Source organism: uncultured Propionibacterium sp. (genome assembly GCF_963539965.1).
Lineage (GTDB): Bacteria > Actinomycetota > Actinomycetes > Propionibacteriales > Propionibacteriaceae > Propionibacterium.
This window is the reverse complement of the sequence record NZ_CAUTOU010000001.1, coordinates 73,944-91,324: the sequence shown is the minus strand read 5'-3', so window position 1 is coordinate 91,324 and position 17,381 is coordinate 73,944. Positions and strand designations below refer to the sequence as shown.

The window sequence follows — 17,381 nt, the reverse complement described above, 5'->3', positions numbered from 1 at the left end:
CCGCAAGGTGCTGGCAGGGTTCACACCTGTAGTTCGGGTGGTACCGGCGTGCCGGAGGGGCGCAGGTCGGACAGGTCCTTCAGGACGACGTGGTTGCGGTCGTTCGTGGAGCCCACGGTGAACAGGGGGCCCAGGCCCATGGACTGCCAGCGGCTGCGCATCTGCCAGGCGGCCGCGTCGTCGCCGCCGATGCGCCAGAAGTTCACCAGGTAGCCGCCCTCGTACAAGTGCAGCAGCGCATAGCCTGCCGGGTAGGACGAGCAGGCCGCCACCTCCAGGTACTCGGCGCTCGCCCCCTGCACGTCGGCGCGGTCGCGCCTCATGCGGTGCGTGTGCCCGGCATGATGCAGGAACAGCCCGCGGGCCTTCCGCTCGGCGTGCTGCAGTTCGATGCGATCGCGCAGGCGCAGCATGAACTGCGGACCCGACGGGTAGGTCATGGCGGCGTCGTTGGTCGCCGGATGGTGGGCGGTGACGATGGTGGGCCAGTCGTGGTCCTCGGCCAGGAGCGCCCTGAAGTCGCTCATCTGCGCGGGCAGGATCCAGCCGCCGCCGGCGCCGCGCGTGGTGTCCAGGCCGATGACGCGCAGGCCAGAGGCGGTCCTGCTCGTGCACAGCGTCTGGTACTCGGTGAAGCTCTCGGCGAAGGGGTCGGTTCCGTCGCGCAGCGGTCTGTCGTGGTTGCCGCGCACTGCCAGCCACGATTCGTGGCGGGTGCCGTAGCCGTCCAGCAGGGCACGTGCACAGGCGACCTGTTCAGCCGTGCCCTTGGAGGTCACGTCGCCGCCGAGCACTAGGAACGGGTGCCCTCGGCGCGAGCCGAGTTCGTCGAGCATGGCCGTGAACATGACCTGCGCGTAGTCCTTCTGGCCGGGCCCGGGCTTCACCGAGGTGGGCAGCGGGCCGAGGACGATCCCTTGGCGCTTCTCGCCCAGGTGCGAGTCGTTGGCCAGGGCGATCGTCTCCAGGTAGCGCCCGGGCGGGGGAGTGAGCGTGATGAAGCGGTGGGTGCGCTCCGGGCTCTGGCGGCGGTTCGTGATCGCCATGCCGGGCGTGGGCTGCTGGTCGCCTGAGATGGCGCGGAAGTGGTACTCGCGCCCGGGCTCCAGGCCCGTGATCGTCACCTGGTGGAAGGCGGTCGGCCTGGCGTCCTCGTGAACGAGCCGCAGGTGCCTGCTGGCGGTGCCGAGCCAGACCCGTGCGTCGGTGGGGAAGGGCTCGGGGACGAGCCTGCCGCGGCGGATACGGCGGGTGATCCAGCTGACCACCGCGCTGGTGGGGGTGACGGTGAGGACCTCGAGGTCGGTCGCCAGGAAGGGCTTTGGCACGGGCCGAGACTACTGCGGGCCCGTCCCGGCCGGTGCATCAGCCCGTTTGTTCGGGCTCGGGCTCATCGGAGGGAAGCGATGAGGCGTCCTGCGGGGCCAGTGTCCGCTGCGGCAACCCAAGCTCCCGGCCAGTGGTGCGGCCCCGGGGCGGGGCGGGCGCTTGCCCAGAGCAGTTCGGGCGACATGCGTTTTCAGCGGACGTCGGCCCGAATCGGGCCCGAAGGCCCTAGGAGGGGGCGAAAGCTCGGCAGTTTCTGCATGCGCCTCATCCGTCGCGTCCCTCGCGGAGCGATCTCTCCTCGACGCCGACCGGTCGTCAGGCTCTGCCACAATCGTCCCCATGGCCTCTCCGGACGACTTCGGTTTCACCCCGCACACGGTCCTGCCCAACGGGCTGGGTCGTACGGGGACCATCATCACGCCGCACGGGACGATCCGGACCCCGGCGTTCATCGTCGTCGGCACGAAAGCCGCCGTCAAGGCCATGCTGCCCGAGCAGATCGCCGCCGCCGGTGGCCAGGCCGTGCTCGCCAACGCCTTCCACCTGTACCTCCAGCCCGGGCCCGGCATCGTCGACGAGGCGGGCGGCCTGGGCGCCTTCATGGGCTGGTCCGGACCCACCTTCACCGACTCCGGCGGCTTCCAGGTGATGAGTCTCGGCTCCGGTTTCAGGAAGACCCTCGCCATGGACACCGCCGGTCTGCAGGACGACGACGTCATCGCCGACGGGCACGAGCGCAGAGCCCATGTCGACGAGGACGGCGTGGACTTCAAGAGCCCCCTGGACGGCTCGGCGCACCGTTTCACGCCCGAGGTGAGCATGGGAGTGCAGCACCGGCTGGGCGCCGACATCATATTCGCCTTCGACGAGCTGACGACGCTGTTCAACACCCGGGGGTACCAGGCCGAGGCCCTCGAGCGCACCCGTCGCTGGGCCCGGCGCTGCCTGGACGAGCACGCGCGCCTGACGCGGGCGCGTCCGCACCGGCCCTACCAGGCGCTCTTCGGCGTCATCCAGGGAGCCCAGTACGAGGACCTGCGCCGCAAGGCCTGCCGCGACCTGTCGGCGATGCGCTCGGCCGGCCCGGACGGGCGGCCCTTCGACGGCTACGGCATCGGAGGCGCCATCGAGAAGGCCCGCCTGGGCGAGATCGTCGGCTGGTGCGCTGCCGAGCTGCCCACCGGCAGGCCTCGCCATCTGCTCGGCATCAGCGAACCGGACGACCTGTTCGCCGCCTGCGAGGCCGGCGCGGACACCTTCGACTGCGTCAACCCCAGCCGCGTGGCGCGCAATGCCGCCATCTACACCGCCGACGGGCGCTACAACGTCACGACCGCGGCGAGCCGCCGCGCCTTCGCGCCGCTGGAGGACGGCTGCGACTGCTACACCTGCACGCACTGCACGCGCGCCTACCTGCACCACCTGTTCAAGGCCCGCGAGATCGACGGCAAGGTCCTCGCCACGATCCACAACGAGCGTTTCACCATCCGGCTCGTCGACCGGATCCGCCGGTCCATGGAGGACGGCGACTTCGAGGACTTCCGCAGCGAGTGGCTGGGCCGCTACAACACCAACGGGGGACGGGCGGGCCGAGGCCCTGCTGGCGGACGGCCGTGACGTTCCACCGGTCCGGATCATCGGCCATGATCCCACCATTGACGCCCCCATTCGTGGCAGGATCATGGCATGAGTGAGATCAACGAGGATCTGTCCCTCGGCGAGAGCGCGGAGAACAGCGACCTGGCCCAGCTTTCCCAGGCCGATTCGCTCATCGACCGCGGTGTCGCGGACCCCCTGGACGAGGGCTTCGTCGCCCCCGATCACTGGTCCGCGGCCCAGCGTTTCGGAAACACTCCCGCGGAGATGGCGCAGGGCGAGACCATCGACCAGCGCGTGGCCCAGGAGGAGCCCGAGCCCGACGGCGGGCCCGAACCGGACTGGAACCCCGACGGCGAGAAACGCCAGGTCGGCTCGACGCGAGCCGGGCGCCTGGTGGCCCCCGGCGGCAGCACGGGCGCGGACACCGAGCCCCAGGCCGTCGCCTCGGACGTGGGGATCTCCGGGGGCGCGGCCAGCGCCGAGGAGGCCGCGATGCACGTCATCGACGAGGAGGACCTCGCCCGTCATGACGACGAGGACGGCGAACCCGCCGGGGTCACGGGCTGAAAGCCCCGCGTACTCGGGCGGCACCATGGTCCGGCGACGTGGCTGCCGGCCATGACCCGAGCCCGCTGCGTACCAGGGTGGCGCTGCAACCCGGGTACGGACCGGCCCGCGCCGGGGCGGCCGGGTGCAGGGGTTTCAGCTCATGATTGATGTCCCGGATCGAAAAATGATCATCTCGTTCGACGAGACAGATTTTTATCTTGTCGGGCGCGCCGACAGCGACTGATCTCGTGAAAAGCGCCGCAGACGCCCCCGGAACGGTGTTTCCGGGACGATGCCCCCGCGGGCGGCGACTCGAAGTGGTGAATCGTCGTCTCCTCGCTGGTCGGCACGACCGTCGAGTTCTACGACGTGGGGGCCGCTGATCTCATCGCGGCCCGGTCCGCCGTCGACCGCTTCGGCTCCGGCGCCGTCGGCCCCCGAGCGTCATGGCCCTGTGCGCACTCGCCTCGCCGGTCGCCATGAAGGGGACCAGGAGCATCGACCCGGGCACCACGAGCCTCGACGAGGTGCCCGCCGGGGGCTGACCGACGGCCCGGCAAGGCCCCGGCCCGCAGTGGCCCGGCGGCGCGCACCGCGTAGGATTGACTGCGGTACCATCCACCAGACGGGATCGTCCTCCTGCGAAAGGCCCTGTTTGACCAGTACGAACATCCGGCGTGACGACAGCGCCGACGACATGGAAAACCAGGGCGTGCGCACCATCCTGGTGCCGGCCTCGCTCGACATGGTGAACCTGCTCGGTCCCCGTGACGAGTTCCTGCGCCTGCTCGAAGGGCGCCTCGACGCGGACATCATGGTCCGCGGCAATCGCATCACCCTGACCGGGCCGGCCGATGCGGTCGAGATGGCCTGGCAGGTGTTCACCGAGATGGTCACCATCGTCCGCACCGGCCAGGGCCTGACCGGCGAGGCCGTCGAGCGCATCGTCGCCATGGAATCGGATGACTCCGGTGTGCACCCCTCGGCGATCCTCACCCAGAACATCCTGTCGAACCGCGGACGTACGATCCGCCCCAAGACGCTCAACCAGAAGCGCTACGTCGATGCGATCGACGCCCACACGCTCACTTTCGGCATCGGCCCGGCCGGTACCGGCAAGACCTACCTGGCCATGGCCAAGGCCGTCCAGGCGCTGCAGTCCAAGCAGGTCAACCGCCTGATCCTGACCCGCCCGGCCATCGAGGCGGGGGAGAGGCTCGGTTTCCTGCCCGGCACGCTCTCGGACAAGATCGACCCGTACCTGCGCCCGCTGTACGACGCCCTGCACGACATGCTCGACCCCGACCGCGTGCCGAAGCTCATCACCAGCGGCGTCATCGAGGTGGCGCCGCTGGCGTACATGCGCGGTCGCACGCTCAACGACGCCTTCATCGTCCTCGACGAGGCCCAGAACACGAGTCCCGAGCAGATGAAGATGTTCCTGACCCGCCTGGGTTTCAACTCGAAGATCGTCGTCACGGGAGACACCACGCAGGTGGACCTGCCTGATGGCACGCAGAGCGGCCTGCGCCAGGTCGAGGGCGTCCTCGATGGCATCGAGGACATCGCCTTCTGCAGGCTGACCGGCCACGACGTCGTCCGGCACAGGCTCGTGGGGCGCATCGTCGCCGCCTACGACCGATATGACACCGCCCGCGCGCGCCAGCCCGGCCGTGTGCGCCAGTCCGGGCGCCGATGGGAGCAGCAGTGATCGACATCAGCAACGAGTCCGGTGGGCAGGTCGACACCCGGGCGCTCGTGCGCCTGGCGCGCTACGCCCTCGACCGGCTGCGCATCCACCCCCAGTCCGATCTGTCGATCCTGCTGGTGGACGAGGACACCATGGCCGCTTACCACAAGCAGTTCATGGACCTGGATGGCCCGACCGACGTCATGAGCTTCCCGATGGACGAGATGCGCGCGCCGGCCGACGACGAGGAACCGCCGCAGGGCCTGCTCGGCGACATCGTCATCTGCCCGGCCTTCACCGGCGCCCAGGCCGGCGGCAACGGTCGCACCAATCAGGAGGAGATGGAGTACCTGCTCGTCCACGGGCTGCTGCATCTGCTCGGCCATGACCACGCCGAGCCCGAGGAGAGGGCCGTCATGTTCGGCCTCAACGACCGCATCATCGCCGACTGGCAGGGAACCGGATGACCAGCGGTCAATGGATCGCGCTGGCCGTCGCACTCGCTGCGACGGCCAGCGCCAGTCTGCTCGCCGCCGGCGAGACCGCACTGCAGGTGATCACGCCCTCGCGCGCCCAGCACATGGTCGATGACGGTGTCGCCGGCGCCGTGCGCGTCGCCGAGATCGAGGCCGACCCGGCCCCGACCATCAACACCGCGATGCTCCTGCGCATCATCTGCGAGATGATCGCCGCCTGCGCGGTCTTCTGGGTGCTCTTCGAACATCTGGGCCTCACCTGGGAGCGCTTCGCCGTCCCGGTACTCATTCTCACCCTCGTCGCCTTCATCTTCTGGGGTGTCATGCCCCGCACGCTCGGCCGTCAACACGCCGAGACCGTCGCCGGGCGCGCGTCCGGGCCGCTGCGCCTGTGCACTGCGCTCCTCGGCTGGCTGACCAGCGCGCTCATCCTCGTCGGAAACGCGATCACACCGGGCCGCGGCTACACCGACGGGCCCTTCGCCTCCGAGGAGGAGCTGCGCCAGCTGGTCGACATCGCCGAGCAGAACGATGCCATCGAGCACGGCGAGCGCGAAATGATCCACTCGGTCTTCGAGCTGGGCGACACGCTCGTGCGCGAGGTCATGGTGCCCCGCACCGACGTCGTCTTCATCGAGTCCGGCAAGACGCTGCGCCAGGGCATGAGCCTGGCCCTGCGCTCGGGCTTCAGCCGGATCCCCGTGATCGGCGAGAACCTCGACGACGTGCGCGGCGTCATGTACATCAAGGACCTCACTCAGCGGGTCTTCGACAGCCCTGGCGCCGAACGCGCAGAGACCGTCGATCAGCACATGCGGCCGGTCGCCTTCTGCCCGGACTCCAAGCCGGTCGACGAGTTGCTCGCCGAGATGCAGGCCAGCCGCAACCACATGGTCGTCGTGGTGGACGAATTCGGCGGCTCGTCCGGCCTGGCCACCATCGAGGACCTCGTCGAGGAGATCGTCGGAGAGATCACCGACGAGTACGATGCCGAGCCCGACATGGCCGAGGAGCTCGGACCCGGCCGCTGGCGCATCTCGGCCCGCATGCCGCTGGACGAGGTCGGCGACCTGTTCGGCCTCGAGCTCGCTGACGAGGACGTCGAGACCGCCGGCGGTCTCATGTCCAAACTGCTCAACCGCGTCCCCATCCCCGGCTCGCGCGTCGAGTGGCAGGGCCTCGAGTTCACCGCCGAGCGGGCCACCGGCCGGCGCCACCAGATCGACACCATTGTCGTCTCCGGGTTGCCCGAGCCGACGACAGACGAACAGGAAACAGCCGTTGAGTGAGTCCATGAAGTTCCCCGAGGGATTCCGAAGCGGTTTCGTCTGTTTCGCCGGACGCCCCAACGCCGGTAAATCAACGTTGACGAATGCCCTTGTCGGACGCAAGATCGCCATTACCAGCTCGAAGCCCCAGACCACTCGTCATGCGGTGCGCGGCATCGTCCACCGCGAGGACGGTCAGCTGGTCATCGTCGACACGCCGGGTCTCGGCAAGCCCCGCTCGCTGCTGCAATCGCGCCTCAACGACCTCGTCCGCGACACCTGGGCCGAGGTCGACGTCGTCGCCCTGGTGATGCCCAGCGACGAGCGCGTCGGGCCCGGCGACACCTACCTGGCCGAGCAGCTGGCCGGCCTGCGGGCGGGCTCCAGGTCCGTGGCCATCGCCACCAAGACCGACCTGGTGAGTGCCTCGCGCCTGGCGCAGCATCTGGCCCGCATCGACGCTCTGCAGACCGAGACCGGCGTCGTCTTCGAACAGATCGTGCCGTGCTCCGCGCTCAGCGGCGACCAGGTGGGGGAGGTCGCCGATGCGCTGCTCGGGCTCATGGGGCCCGGACCGGCGTTCTACCCCGACGGCGAGATCACCGATGAACCCGACGAGACCCTGGCGGCCGAGCTCATCCGCGAGGCGGCCCTCGAGGAGGTGCGCGACGAGCTGCCGCACTCCATCACCGTGTCCATCGACGAGATGGGCCTGCGCGGCGGGCGCCACCGGCTGCTCGACGTCTACGCGAGCCTCATCGTCGAGCGGGACTCGCAGAAGGGCATCATGGTCGGCAGGGGCGGCGAGCGCATCAAACGCATCGGGACCCGCGCGCGCCGCCAGGTGTCGTCGCTGCTCGGCACTCCCGTGCACCTCGACCTGCGGGTCAAGGTGGTCAAGGACTGGCAGCGCGACGCCAAACAACTGAACCGACTGGGATTCTGAGAGGAACGCAATGGCACTTTTCGGGCGTGAGCGCCGTGCCGCATTCGGCACGCGACAGATCTTCGAGCGTCTCGACAATGCGCGAGGTGCCAAGGTAGGGGCGGTCGTGCACGATCTCGGTGCCACCAACGTCCTGACGTTCTCGGTCATGCCCGTCGAGGGGGGCCTGGTCGAGGTGAGTTCGCGCATCGAGTGCGAGAACGCCAACCCCTTCACCTGGACGCACGCCCTGACCAGGGTCGACAACAGGCTCCATGACCTGGAGCGCACTGCCGACATGCCCGATCCCAGCGTGCCCGTCTGGGCCGAGTACGCCATCGCCAACTATCTCGCCGACAAGTCGGGCCACCATCCGATCGAGTGCACGATGATCGACGAGATCACCGGCGAGCGCCGTCGGGCGGTCTTCGCCTGGGCCGAGCCCGAGACCATCACATGGACCCTCGACGGGGTACTGCACCGGCGCTACACGGTCGACTCCGGGCAGATCGTCTCCAGCGAGCAGGGCGCCCTGACCGCGATGCTCGTAGCGGATGAGGACGACCTGCTGTCGGACATCGACCCGGGCATCCGCTACCGTGTCATTGACTTCATGAGGGACGCCAACAGGCGATGAGCCCGGGCCGTGGTGCCGTGTCGGGACGCGGGGCTCGGTCATGAGACGATTGAAGAGCACAACGCACTAGAGGAGGCAATCATGGCGATTTGCGAGAGGCGCGCCGCCAGGAAGGCGAGGAGGAAGGCGGCCAAGGCCGCTGCGAGGTCCGGGAGGGCCCAGGCCAAGAGGGGCTCGTTCATCGGTCGCTGCGTGCGCAGGCTGTTCATCTGCACGGTTGTCGCCGCCGGTGTCATCGGTGTCGTGGCCTATCTCGGCCGTCCGGGCACGGGCGACGGCGAGGGCGCCTGACTGGACCCGCCGAGGCGAAGGTCGCCGGCCTCCGTCTTGGGGCGGCTAGCGCCTAGCAGGCGGCGTCAGCCCACCAGGTGAGTCTCCCGTTGGACATGGTCAGGAAGACCTCGGTCCGGGCGATGCGCTCGGGATCCATCTGGAGCGGGTCCTCGTCGAGGGCGATGAGATCGGCGTGGCCACCGGGCACCAGCGCGGCGATATGCGCGGTCGAGGCGCGCAGAGCCTGGGGGACGCTCAGCGACTCGGAGGCGTTCCACGCCTCCTGCCCCGGGTAGGAGCGCAGCACGGCGGTCTGGATCGCCAGCCATGGGGCTATCGGTACGACCGGGGCGTCGGTGCCGAAGGCGAGCGGCACCCCGGCCTCGAGCATCGAGCGCAGCGGGAAGAAGTGCTCGGCCCCGGTCGGCCAGCGGTTCTGGATGAGCTCCCGGTCGGCGAGCATGTGCACGGGCTGAACACTGGCGCGGAGACCGAGCTCGGCCATCCGGGACACGCCCTCGGGCCCCGGTACCACGGCGTGCTCGATGCCGCCGGTGGCCCCGGTCTCGGCGTAGCAGTCCAGCGCCATCTCGATCGCCTCGTCGCCGATGGCGTGGACCGCGATCTGCAGGCCGCTCAGCTCCCCGCGGCTCATCAGGTTCGCGAGTTCGGCACGAGAGATGCTCGGCTCGCCATGCGGGTCGAGGCCCGTTCCCGGCTCGCCGTAGGGGTGGGTGCACCAGGCGGTCTGAGCTGTGAACGAGCCGTCGGCGATGATCTTGAGCGGACCGCCGCGCAGCCAGCCCGCCTCGTCGATGGGGTAGCCGGTGCGCATCCCGGCTTCGACGGCCTCGTCGAGGCTGTCGGCCCAGCAGGCGATGGCGACACGCAGCAACTGGTCGGGGCGTGCGGCGCGGCGTCGCCAGGTGCGGATGCGACCGGGGCCGTGCTGCATGTCGGTGACGCCTACGATGCCGCAGGAGGCCGCCTGCTCCTGCGCCTGGGCGACCCAGTCGTCCAGTACGGCCTCGTCGACCGTGCTGAACCGGTCCTCGAGCCGGAAGGCATCCTTCTCCCGCAGGACGCCGTCGGCGAGATCCTCGCGGTCCATGCCCCAGTGGCGCCGGGCGGCCCGGTTGGCCCAGGCGATGTGCAGGTTCGCCGCCACGACGACGACAGGTCGAGTCCCGCCGACCGCATCGAGCATCGCGCCGTCCAGGTCGTCGTCCCAGTCCCAGTGCCGGGCGCCCATCGCGATGATCGGCCGGTCATCGGAGCCGGCCTCGATGATGCGGCCCAGGTCCGCGCACAACTCGGCGGCGCTGCAGGCCCTGCCGGCGTCCGGACGCCGGCAGGCCATCGCCCACAGGTCGAAGTGCACGTGCGCGTCCCACAGGCCCGGCATGACCCAGCGGCCCTGCAGGTCGATCTCGGCGCCGTCGTCGCCGGCGCCCGTCGTGACCACATCGGAGCGGTAGATGCGGGAACCGCTGACCACAATGTCGTGGGGCCGGTCCGACGTGCCCGCCGCGAGATCGACCGTCCTGGCATTGCGAAGTCTCATGACGACCATCAAACTCTCTGCCGGGACGCTTCGCCGTGCTGTCCGGGCTCCCCGGACACGCTGTCGCACTGCTGCGAACCGTGAGCTAGCATGAAAACCGTGGCCGTCCACAGCTTCGCCCGTCTCGGGCTGCTACTTCCGTGCCGCAGTGGGATCCGATCCAAGTAGTCGGCCAGTCCCATTGCGGAGTGCTGTTGCGCCGGCGCCCGGGCCCAGCCCCGGAGTCTTCTCCTGGACAAGGATCTTTACATGACCACCGCTTTCATCGTCCCTCGAGTGTGCCCACTGGCGATTCCGGTTCAGCAGCCCAGCGGCATGAACGTCGGCCGCTACCGGGCCGCCGAGACGCTTCCGCTGCCGGACCGCACGTGGCCCGACCGGAGGATCACCAGGGCTCCGCGCTGGTTGTCCACCGACCTGCGCGACGGCAACCAGGCCCTCATCGACCCGATGACCCCTGGCCGCAAGCGCAAAATGTTCGATCTGCTCGTCCAGATGGGCTACAAGGAGATCGAGATCGGTTTTCCATCTGCCTCGCAGACCGAGTGGGACTTCGTCCGCTCGCTCATCGAGGACGACGCCATCCCCGAGGACGTCACCATCTCGGTGCTCACCCAGGCCCGTGAGGACCTCATCGACCGTACGGCGCAGTCGCTCATCGGCGCGCACCACGCGGTCATCCACATGTACAACGCCATCGCCGAGCTCTTCCGCCGCGTCGTCTTCGGCAATACCGAAGCCGAGACGATCCAGCTGGCCCAGCGAGGCACCGGCTGGGTGGTCGGCGCCATCGAGAAGCATCTGCCGAACACGCCCATCGGCTACGAGTACAGCCCGGAGATCTTCACGCAGGCGCCCACCGACTTCGCCGTCGAGGTCTGCAACGCCGTCATGGACGTCTGGCAGCCCGATGATGAGCGCGAGATCATCCTCAACCTGCCGGCCACGGTCGAGGTCTCCACCCCGAATGTCTACGCCGATCGCATAGAGTACTTCAGCCGCACCATCTCCCGCCGCGACAACGTCTGCGTCTCCATGCACTGCCACAACGACCGCGGCTGCGCCGTCGCGGCCACCGAACTGGGCATGATGGCGGGTGGCCAGCGCGTCGAGGGCTGCCTGTTCGGCCATGGCGAGCGCACCGGCAACGTCGACCTGGTCACCCTCGGGATGAACCTCTACAGCCAGGGCGTCGATCCCCAGGTCGACTTCTCCGACATGGACCGCATCCGCCGCACCGTCGAGTACTGCACCGGCATGCCCGTTCCGGCCCGCCAGCCATACGCGGGGGATCTGGTCTACACCGCCTTCTCCGGCTCCCACCAGGACGCCATCAAGAAGGGCCTGGAGGATTTGGAGGCCAGGGGGAGGGAACAGGGCAGGAGCATTCACGAAATCGACTGGCTCGCCCCCTACCTGCCCATCGATCCGCATGACGTCGGCCGCACCTACGAGGCGGTCATCCGCGTCAACAGCCAGTCCGGCAAGGGCGGTATGGCCTACCTCATGAAGAGCGACCACCACCTGGACCTGCCGCGCCGCCTGCAGATGGAGTTCAGCCGCGTCGTGCAGGATCACGCCGACGCGAGCGGCCGGGAGGTCAGCTCCGAGGACCTGTGGCGGATCTTCAACGCTGAGTACCTCGAGGGCGCCAGGCCGATCGGCGCCCTCGACTTCACGGTTGGCGCCGCGAAGGGGCAGACGAGCATCGACGCGACGATCGAGTTCAACGGCGAGGACGAGCGCATCAACGGCGAGGGCAACGGCCCGCTGTCCGCCTTCATCGACGCGCTCGGCCAGGTCGGCCTGGCGGTCAAGGTGCTCGACTACACCGAGCACGCGCTCACCGAGGGCGGGGACGCCTACGCCGCCTCCTACGTCGAGGCCGAGATCGGCCGCGGCGGCGACGCGCAGGTGCTGTGGGGAGTGGGCATCGACCCCGACATCACCACGGCGACCCTCAAGGCCGCCGTCAGCGCCGTGAATCGCGCCTGCTGACGACGGCTCGTGGTCTGTGAGGCACCTGTGCTGTGCAGGGTCCTCAGAGCAGGTGGTCCAGGTAGTCCGCGAGAACGGTGACGTGGTCGTTCCGGGCGTCCTTGGCCGCGTAGACGAGGGTGAGCCGCTGGTTCCCGCTGGCCTCCGCACGCTCCAGCAGTGCGGCCGGGGCCCCCGAGGCCTTCAGCTCCTCGGTGTAGCGGGCGGAGAACTCCTCGAAGCGCTCGGGCTCATGCCCGAACCAGACGCGCAGCTCGGCGCTCGGGGCCACGTCCTTGCACCACTCGTCGAGTTCGGCTCGGGCCCTCGAGACGCCGCGCGGCCACAGTCGGTCGACGAGCGCCCGATAGCCGTCCTCGCCGGATGCCTGCTCGTAGGCGCGCTTGATGACTATCTCCATGGTCATCCGGTCTAGCACGGAACGGGCCGGGGCGGAAGAACGCCCGGGCCCGGTCCGCCTCCCCGGGCTCAGGCCTGCGCGCCGCCGAACCGGCGGTCGCGGCGGGCGTACTGCTCGACGGCCGCCCACAGATCGCGGCGGTCCCAGTCGGGCCAGAGCTTGTCACTGAACAGCAGCTCGGCATAGGCGCTCTGCCACAGCAGGAAATTACTGGTGCGCTGCTCTCCGGAGGTGCGGATGAACAGGTCCACGTCGCCCAGGCCAGGGTGGTACAGGTACCTCTGCACCGTCTTCTCGCCGATCCGGTCGGGGTTGAGCCTCCCGGCCCTCACGTCGCGGCCCATGACCGCCATCGCGTCGGCGATCTCCGCGCGTCCGCCGTAGTTGAGGCACAGCTGCAGATTGATCGTGGTGTTGCCCCGGGTCTGCTCCTCGGCCGCCTGCAACTCGTGCAGCACGCTGGCCCACAGTTTCGGCCTGCGTCCGGACCAGATCACGCGCACCCCCAGATCATCCATGAAGTCGCGGTGGGTGTGGATCATGCGGCGGCTGAAGCCCATGAGGAAGCGGACCTCGTCGGGCGAGCGCCTCCAGTTCTCGGTGCTGAAGGCGTACATCGACAAGGTCCCGATGCCCATCTCGATGGCGCCCTGCAGCACCTCGATGAGCACCTTCTCGCCCACCTCGTGGCCCTTCGTGCGCGCCATGCCGCGAGCCCTCGCCCAGCGTCCGTTGCCGTCCATGACGATCGCCACATGATGCGGGACGAGCTCGGCGGGGATCCGCGGGGCCCTGGCGCCGCTCGGGTGCGGATCGGGCGGACGCACGGGGCGCGAGGACGATGCGTTCACGAGCACCACAGTAGCGTTGCGGCGACCGGATGGATCGCCTGCGGCGGGGATCCGTTCGCCCGTGAGCGGACAGGCCGGGCCGTGGCGGTACCGCCCAGGGCCCGCCTGCGGCGGCACAATGGGGAGGTGCCCACTTACCGTGACGAGGCCATCGTGCTGCGAACCCACAAGCTGGGCGAGGCCGACCGCATCATCACGCTGCTGTGCCGCGGCCGCGGCAAGGTCCGCGCCGTGGCCCGCGGGGTGCGCCGCACCTCCAGCAGGTTCGGGGGGCGTCTCGAGCCGTTCAGCCACGTCGACGTGCAGCTGGCCCTCGGACGCAGTCTCGACGTCATCACCCAGGCCGAGTCCCTGCACAACTACGGGGACCTCCTCGTCGGCGACTACGCGCTCTACACGACCGGCGAGACGATGCTGGAGGTCGCGGACCGGCTCATGGCCATCGAGAACGAGCCCTCGCAGCGCCAGTACCTGCTGCTCCAGGGGGCTCTGCGCGTTCTGGGCCGGGGGACGAGTGACGGGCCCCGGCCGGCCCCGGTGATCCTCGGCTCCTATCTGCTGCGCTCGCTGGCGATCGCCGGTTACGCGCCGGTACTGGACTCCTGCGCGCGGTGCGGCCTGGGGGGGCCGCACGAGTGGTTCGCCCCCGCCGCAGGTGGCATGGTGTGCAGCTCCTGCCGGCCTCCCGGCTCGGCCCGCCCGGACCGGGCCTGCTGGGGCCTGATGAGTGCTCTCATCACGGGGGACTGGCCCGCCACGAGGGGCGTCAGCGACCAGGTGGAGCGCCGGGCCGTCGGTTTGATCTCGGCCTTCGCCACCTGGCACATGGACCACGGCCTGAGGGCCCTGCAGCTGGTCCCGCAGGCATGAGGGCGGTCCCCGCCGCCGGCATCCGGCGGTTGCCGCCGGGTGGGCGAGCGTCACGGTCCCCGCCGGTGCGAGGTCAACGCCCCGGCGATGGATGCGGTGGCCTCCGACGTGTCGCAGGAGATGCTCGGCAGGCCCGTGTCCGTCGTTCGGACGCAGTGCACCTCGGAGGACGCACCGTACCCCGGCGCAGCGCCCACGAGGCCGGGGCCGGAGCGCCGGAGGTCCAGCGCTCCCGCGTGTCGAACGTTCACGACGACGGCGCCGACGCCGTCGAGGCGGGCGTCCGCATGACAGACGTGATTATCGAGACGATCAGGCGGAAGGCCTCGGGCGTCAACCCCGAGGCCTGAGCCGGGGACGGCCCCGCGCGATCAGGGCCCGGCCGCCCCGCTTCTGGTGCGTGCTCCCCGGCCGGGGCCGGGCAGGTGCCCCAGGGGGCGGGCCGGAGGCGCGATGCGGTGAATTCCCTCGGGGGCGCCCTTGTTTTACTGACCTTCTCACTTGGGCTACTCTGTGACCCGGAGGTCGCAGATGTCCCAGTCGAGGATGCCGAGACGGCCCGATCCCGAGGAACTTCAGAGGGTTTTGGAGGACTTCTCGGAGGCCACGGGCCTGGCGACGGTTGCGGTGGACACGCAGGGTGTCCCGGTGACGCAGCTGTGCGCCTTCACGGAGTTCTGCAGGGCGATGCGCGCCGATCCGCTGCGTTCCAAGGCCTGTCACGGTTGCGATGCGCACGGCGGTCTTCAAGCGCTGCTCGAGGGCACCCCGCAGATCTACCGATGTCATGCCGGGCTGGTCGACTTCTCGATCCCGTTGACCGATGGCGACGCCTACATCGGGGCGATCCTCTGCGGTCAGGTCCGGATGCCCGAGGCCGAGATGCCCGATCCGCTCCTGGCCCAGTCCGACTGGCACGGCGATCCGCATCTCGAGGAGCTCTACAACAAGGTGTCTGTGGTGAGCCGCCGTAGGATCGCGGCGGCGGCCGAGACTCTCCTCGGCCTGCACGACATCGTCGATCTGGCCCTGCGCAACGAGGCCGAGACCGATCGGCACGATGACGGCGACGCCTCCTCCAGGCGGGCGCTGTCCCTCGTCCCCCCGTCCCGCGTCACCGCGTCCGATGAGCGCGTCCCCGAGGCGCAGCAGCGCAATCCCACCGAGATGATCACCGCGGCGATCCGCCGCGAGGATCTGCGCTCGGCCTTCCTCGAGGCCGCCACGGTTCTGGATGGCGCATACGCGAACGGCGTCCTCGAGGCGATCCGCGAGGGGCGCCTGCGCCTGGACGAGATGATCCTGGCCGCGGCCATGGCGTGCGCACCGCGCACCGTGGTCCGGCTGCGCCAACTCATGATGCACGAGCGCCGGCGCGGCGACGTCGACCGCTTCGAGGCGCAGCTGGCCGCGGAGCGCTTCATCTGCATGGTCCTCGACGAGTACCAGCGTCAGCGCCCGCGCCGCCATCGCGAGATCAACGACCTGCTCAACGACATCGCCCGCCACCCCGGGCAGGCGATCTCGCTCACCGAGGCCGCGAATTCCCTGCACTGGTCCTCCGGGCACCTGTCCAAGTTGTTCAAATCCGTCACCGGCTGCACTTTTGTGTCATATGTCACCACGCGTCGTGTCGAGCGGGCGAAACTGATGCTAGCGTCAACGCAGATGCCGGTTCAGAAGATCTCTGCCGAGCTCGATTTCAGCCAGGTGAATTATTTCTCCAGGGTTTTCCGAGCAAGTACAGGAATGTCTCCGAGTGAATATCGGCGTCATTGTCTGTCGCGCGAGGAAAGGCATGGCGGTGCTGCAGTTCCAGGTTCCAACAAGGGTCGTCTCCGGGCCTGACGCGCTCAGCGCGCTGAGCGCCCTGTCCGGCCGTCGTGTCCTCATCGTCACCGATGGCCTCATGGCCACCGCACCTCTCATGGATCAGGTGCGCGCGCGCCTGGGCGATGCCCAGGTGCGGGTCTTCTCCGATGTCCAGCCGAACCCGGACACCCGTGTCGTAGCGGCCGGGCTCAAGGAGTATCTCGAGTTCGGCCCCGAGGCCCTCGTCGGTCTGGGCGGCGGTTCCCCCATCGACACGGCCAAGGCCGTACGACACATGGCCAGGCAGCAGGGCGAAGAGCTGGCGGCGGGCTTCATCATCATCCCCACCACCAGCGGCACGGGCTCCGAGGTGAGCTCCTTCGCGGTCGTCACCGATCCGCAGACCCGTACCAAGATCCCGCTCACGGACCCCGACATGATCGCCGACGTGGCGATCCTGGACCCCGAGGCCGTGCGCACCTGCCCGCCCGGGCTCACCGTCGACTCGGGCATGGACGCCCTGAGCCACGCCATCGAGGCCGTCGTCGCGGTCGGTCACAACGATCTGTCCGATGCCCTGGCCGAGAAGGCCGTGCGCATCATCTTCCGCTACCTGCCCCGCAGCTACCGGAACGGCGAGGACGTCGAGGCGCGCGATCACATGCAGAATGCCGCCACGATGGCCGGCATCGCCTTCCAGAACGCGGGCCTGGGCATCGTCCACGGCATCTCGCATTCGATCGGCGGCAGCTTCCATGTCGCCCACGGCCGGCTCAACGCGATGATCATGCCCCGCGTCATGGCCTACAACGCCGGCGACCTGTCGATCGGCCGGCCGCTGTCCGACACGGCCCAGCGCTACTGCAAGCTGGCCTACCACTCCGGCATGCAGGCCACCAACGAGCGGAACTACGTCATCAAGCTGGCGCGGCGTGTCGAGAAGCTGCGCGATGCGCTCGAAATGCCCGCCAGCGTCACCGGGGCCGGCGTCGACGGGCACGAGTTCATCGAGGCGATCCCCGACATGGCCAGCACCGCCCTGGCGGACTTCTGCACCAGCGGCAATCCCGTCGAACCGACCCACGACGACATCGTCCGGATCATGCGCGAACTCGTCTGATCCGTCGACCCTGCGGGCCC

General features: G+C 69.3%; 16 protein-coding genes. 12 read left to right on the top strand and 4 right to left on the bottom strand.

Annotated features, from left to right (window positions below):
- Positions 1-20: 20 nt before the first annotated feature.
- The gene (locus R2N01_RS00445) at positions 21-1,328 is read right to left on the bottom strand and encodes a metallophosphoesterase family protein (RefSeq protein WP_316667332.1); all 1,308 of its coding nucleotides are present in this window, start codon (positions 1,326-1,328) and stop codon (positions 21-23) included.
- Positions 1,329-1,668: 340 nt separating this feature from the next.
- Here R2N01_RS00445 and tgt point away from each other — a divergent pair, with 340 nt between their 5' ends.
- The 8 genes from tgt to R2N01_RS00405 all read left to right on the top strand — a co-directional run bounded on the left by tgt (position 1,669) and on the right by R2N01_RS00405 (position 8,764).
- Entirely contained in the window at positions 1,669-2,946 is a 1,278-nt protein-coding gene (tgt, locus tag R2N01_RS00440) for a tRNA guanosine(34) transglycosylase Tgt (protein WP_316667330.1), read from the top strand.
- Between the two features lie 69 nt (positions 2,947-3,015).
- Positions 3,016-3,495: a DUF5709 domain-containing protein gene (locus R2N01_RS00435; RefSeq protein ID WP_316667328.1), complete on the top strand. Its 480-nt coding sequence runs from the start codon at positions 3,016-3,018 to the stop codon at positions 3,493-3,495.
- Positions 3,496-4,174: 679 nt separating this feature from the next.
- Positions 4,175-5,188 (top strand): PhoH family protein, encoded by a 1,014-nt coding sequence (locus R2N01_RS00430; RefSeq protein ID WP_316667517.1) that lies wholly within the window; start codon positions 4,175-4,177, stop codon positions 5,186-5,188.
- Positions 5,185-5,634, top strand: coding sequence for an rRNA maturation RNase YbeY (gene ybeY, locus R2N01_RS00425; RefSeq protein WP_316667326.1), 450 nt, complete (start codon positions 5,185-5,187; stop codon positions 5,632-5,634). Before R2N01_RS00430 ends, ybeY begins: the two co-directional genes overlap by 4 nt.
- Complete coding sequence (locus tag R2N01_RS00420; protein WP_316667323.1) at positions 5,631-6,932, top strand: hemolysin family protein; 1,302 nt, start codon at positions 5,631-5,633, stop codon at positions 6,930-6,932. The genes ybeY and R2N01_RS00420 overlap by 4 nt, the downstream gene beginning before the upstream one ends.
- A gap of 4 nt (positions 6,933-6,936) precedes the next feature.
- Positions 6,937-7,857, top strand: a complete 921-nt coding sequence (gene era, locus R2N01_RS00415) for a GTPase Era (RefSeq protein WP_316667515.1) — start codon at positions 6,937-6,939, stop codon at positions 7,855-7,857.
- 10 nt (positions 7,858-7,867) lie between these two features.
- Complete coding sequence (locus R2N01_RS00410) at positions 7,868-8,473, top strand: hypothetical protein (protein WP_316667321.1); 606 nt, start codon at positions 7,868-7,870, stop codon at positions 8,471-8,473.
- Between the two features lie 81 nt (positions 8,474-8,554).
- A complete protein-coding gene (locus R2N01_RS00405; protein ID WP_316667319.1) occupies positions 8,555-8,764 on the top strand; it encodes a hypothetical protein in 210 nt (69 codons plus the stop codon).
- 52 nt (positions 8,765-8,816) lie between these two features.
- On the opposite strand, the gene R2N01_RS00400 is transcribed toward R2N01_RS00405, so the two are convergent.
- Entirely contained in the window at positions 8,817-10,310 is a 1,494-nt protein-coding gene (locus R2N01_RS00400; protein WP_316667316.1) for an amidohydrolase family protein, read from the bottom strand.
- Positions 10,311-10,559: 249 nt separating this feature from the next.
- Between R2N01_RS00400 and leuA the strand changes: the two genes are divergently transcribed.
- Positions 10,560-12,308 (top strand): 2-isopropylmalate synthase, encoded by a 1,749-nt coding sequence (gene leuA, locus R2N01_RS00395; RefSeq protein WP_316667315.1) that lies wholly within the window; start codon positions 10,560-10,562, stop codon positions 12,306-12,308.
- Positions 12,309-12,351: 43 nt separating this feature from the next.
- On the opposite strand, the gene R2N01_RS00390 is transcribed toward leuA, so the two are convergent.
- Together R2N01_RS00390 and R2N01_RS00385 are read right to left on the bottom strand one after the other, a co-directional pair.
- Entirely contained in the window at positions 12,352-12,714 is a 363-nt protein-coding gene (locus R2N01_RS00390; protein WP_316667313.1) for a DUF488 family protein, read from the bottom strand.
- Between the two features lie 62 nt (positions 12,715-12,776).
- Positions 12,777-13,559 (bottom strand): isoprenyl transferase, encoded by a 783-nt coding sequence (locus R2N01_RS00385; protein ID WP_316667312.1) that lies wholly within the window; start codon positions 13,557-13,559, stop codon positions 12,777-12,779.
- A 126-nt stretch (positions 13,560-13,685) separates the two neighbouring features.
- Between R2N01_RS00385 and recO the strand changes: the two genes are divergently transcribed.
- The 3 genes from recO (at position 13,686) to R2N01_RS00370 (ending at position 17,361) form a co-directional block, all read left to right on the top strand.
- A complete protein-coding gene (gene recO / locus R2N01_RS00380; protein WP_316667309.1) occupies positions 13,686-14,429 on the top strand; it encodes a DNA repair protein RecO in 744 nt (247 codons plus the stop codon).
- Between the two features lie 531 nt (positions 14,430-14,960).
- The gene (locus R2N01_RS00375; protein ID WP_316667307.1) at positions 14,961-16,277 is read left to right on the top strand and encodes a PocR ligand-binding domain-containing protein; all 1,317 of its coding nucleotides are present in this window, start codon (positions 14,961-14,963) and stop codon (positions 16,275-16,277) included.
- A complete protein-coding gene (locus R2N01_RS00370) occupies positions 16,228-17,361 on the top strand; it encodes a 1-propanol dehydrogenase PduQ (RefSeq protein WP_316667306.1) in 1,134 nt (377 codons plus the stop codon). Before R2N01_RS00375 ends, R2N01_RS00370 begins: the two co-directional genes overlap by 50 nt.
- Positions 17,362-17,381: the final 20 nt, after the last annotated feature.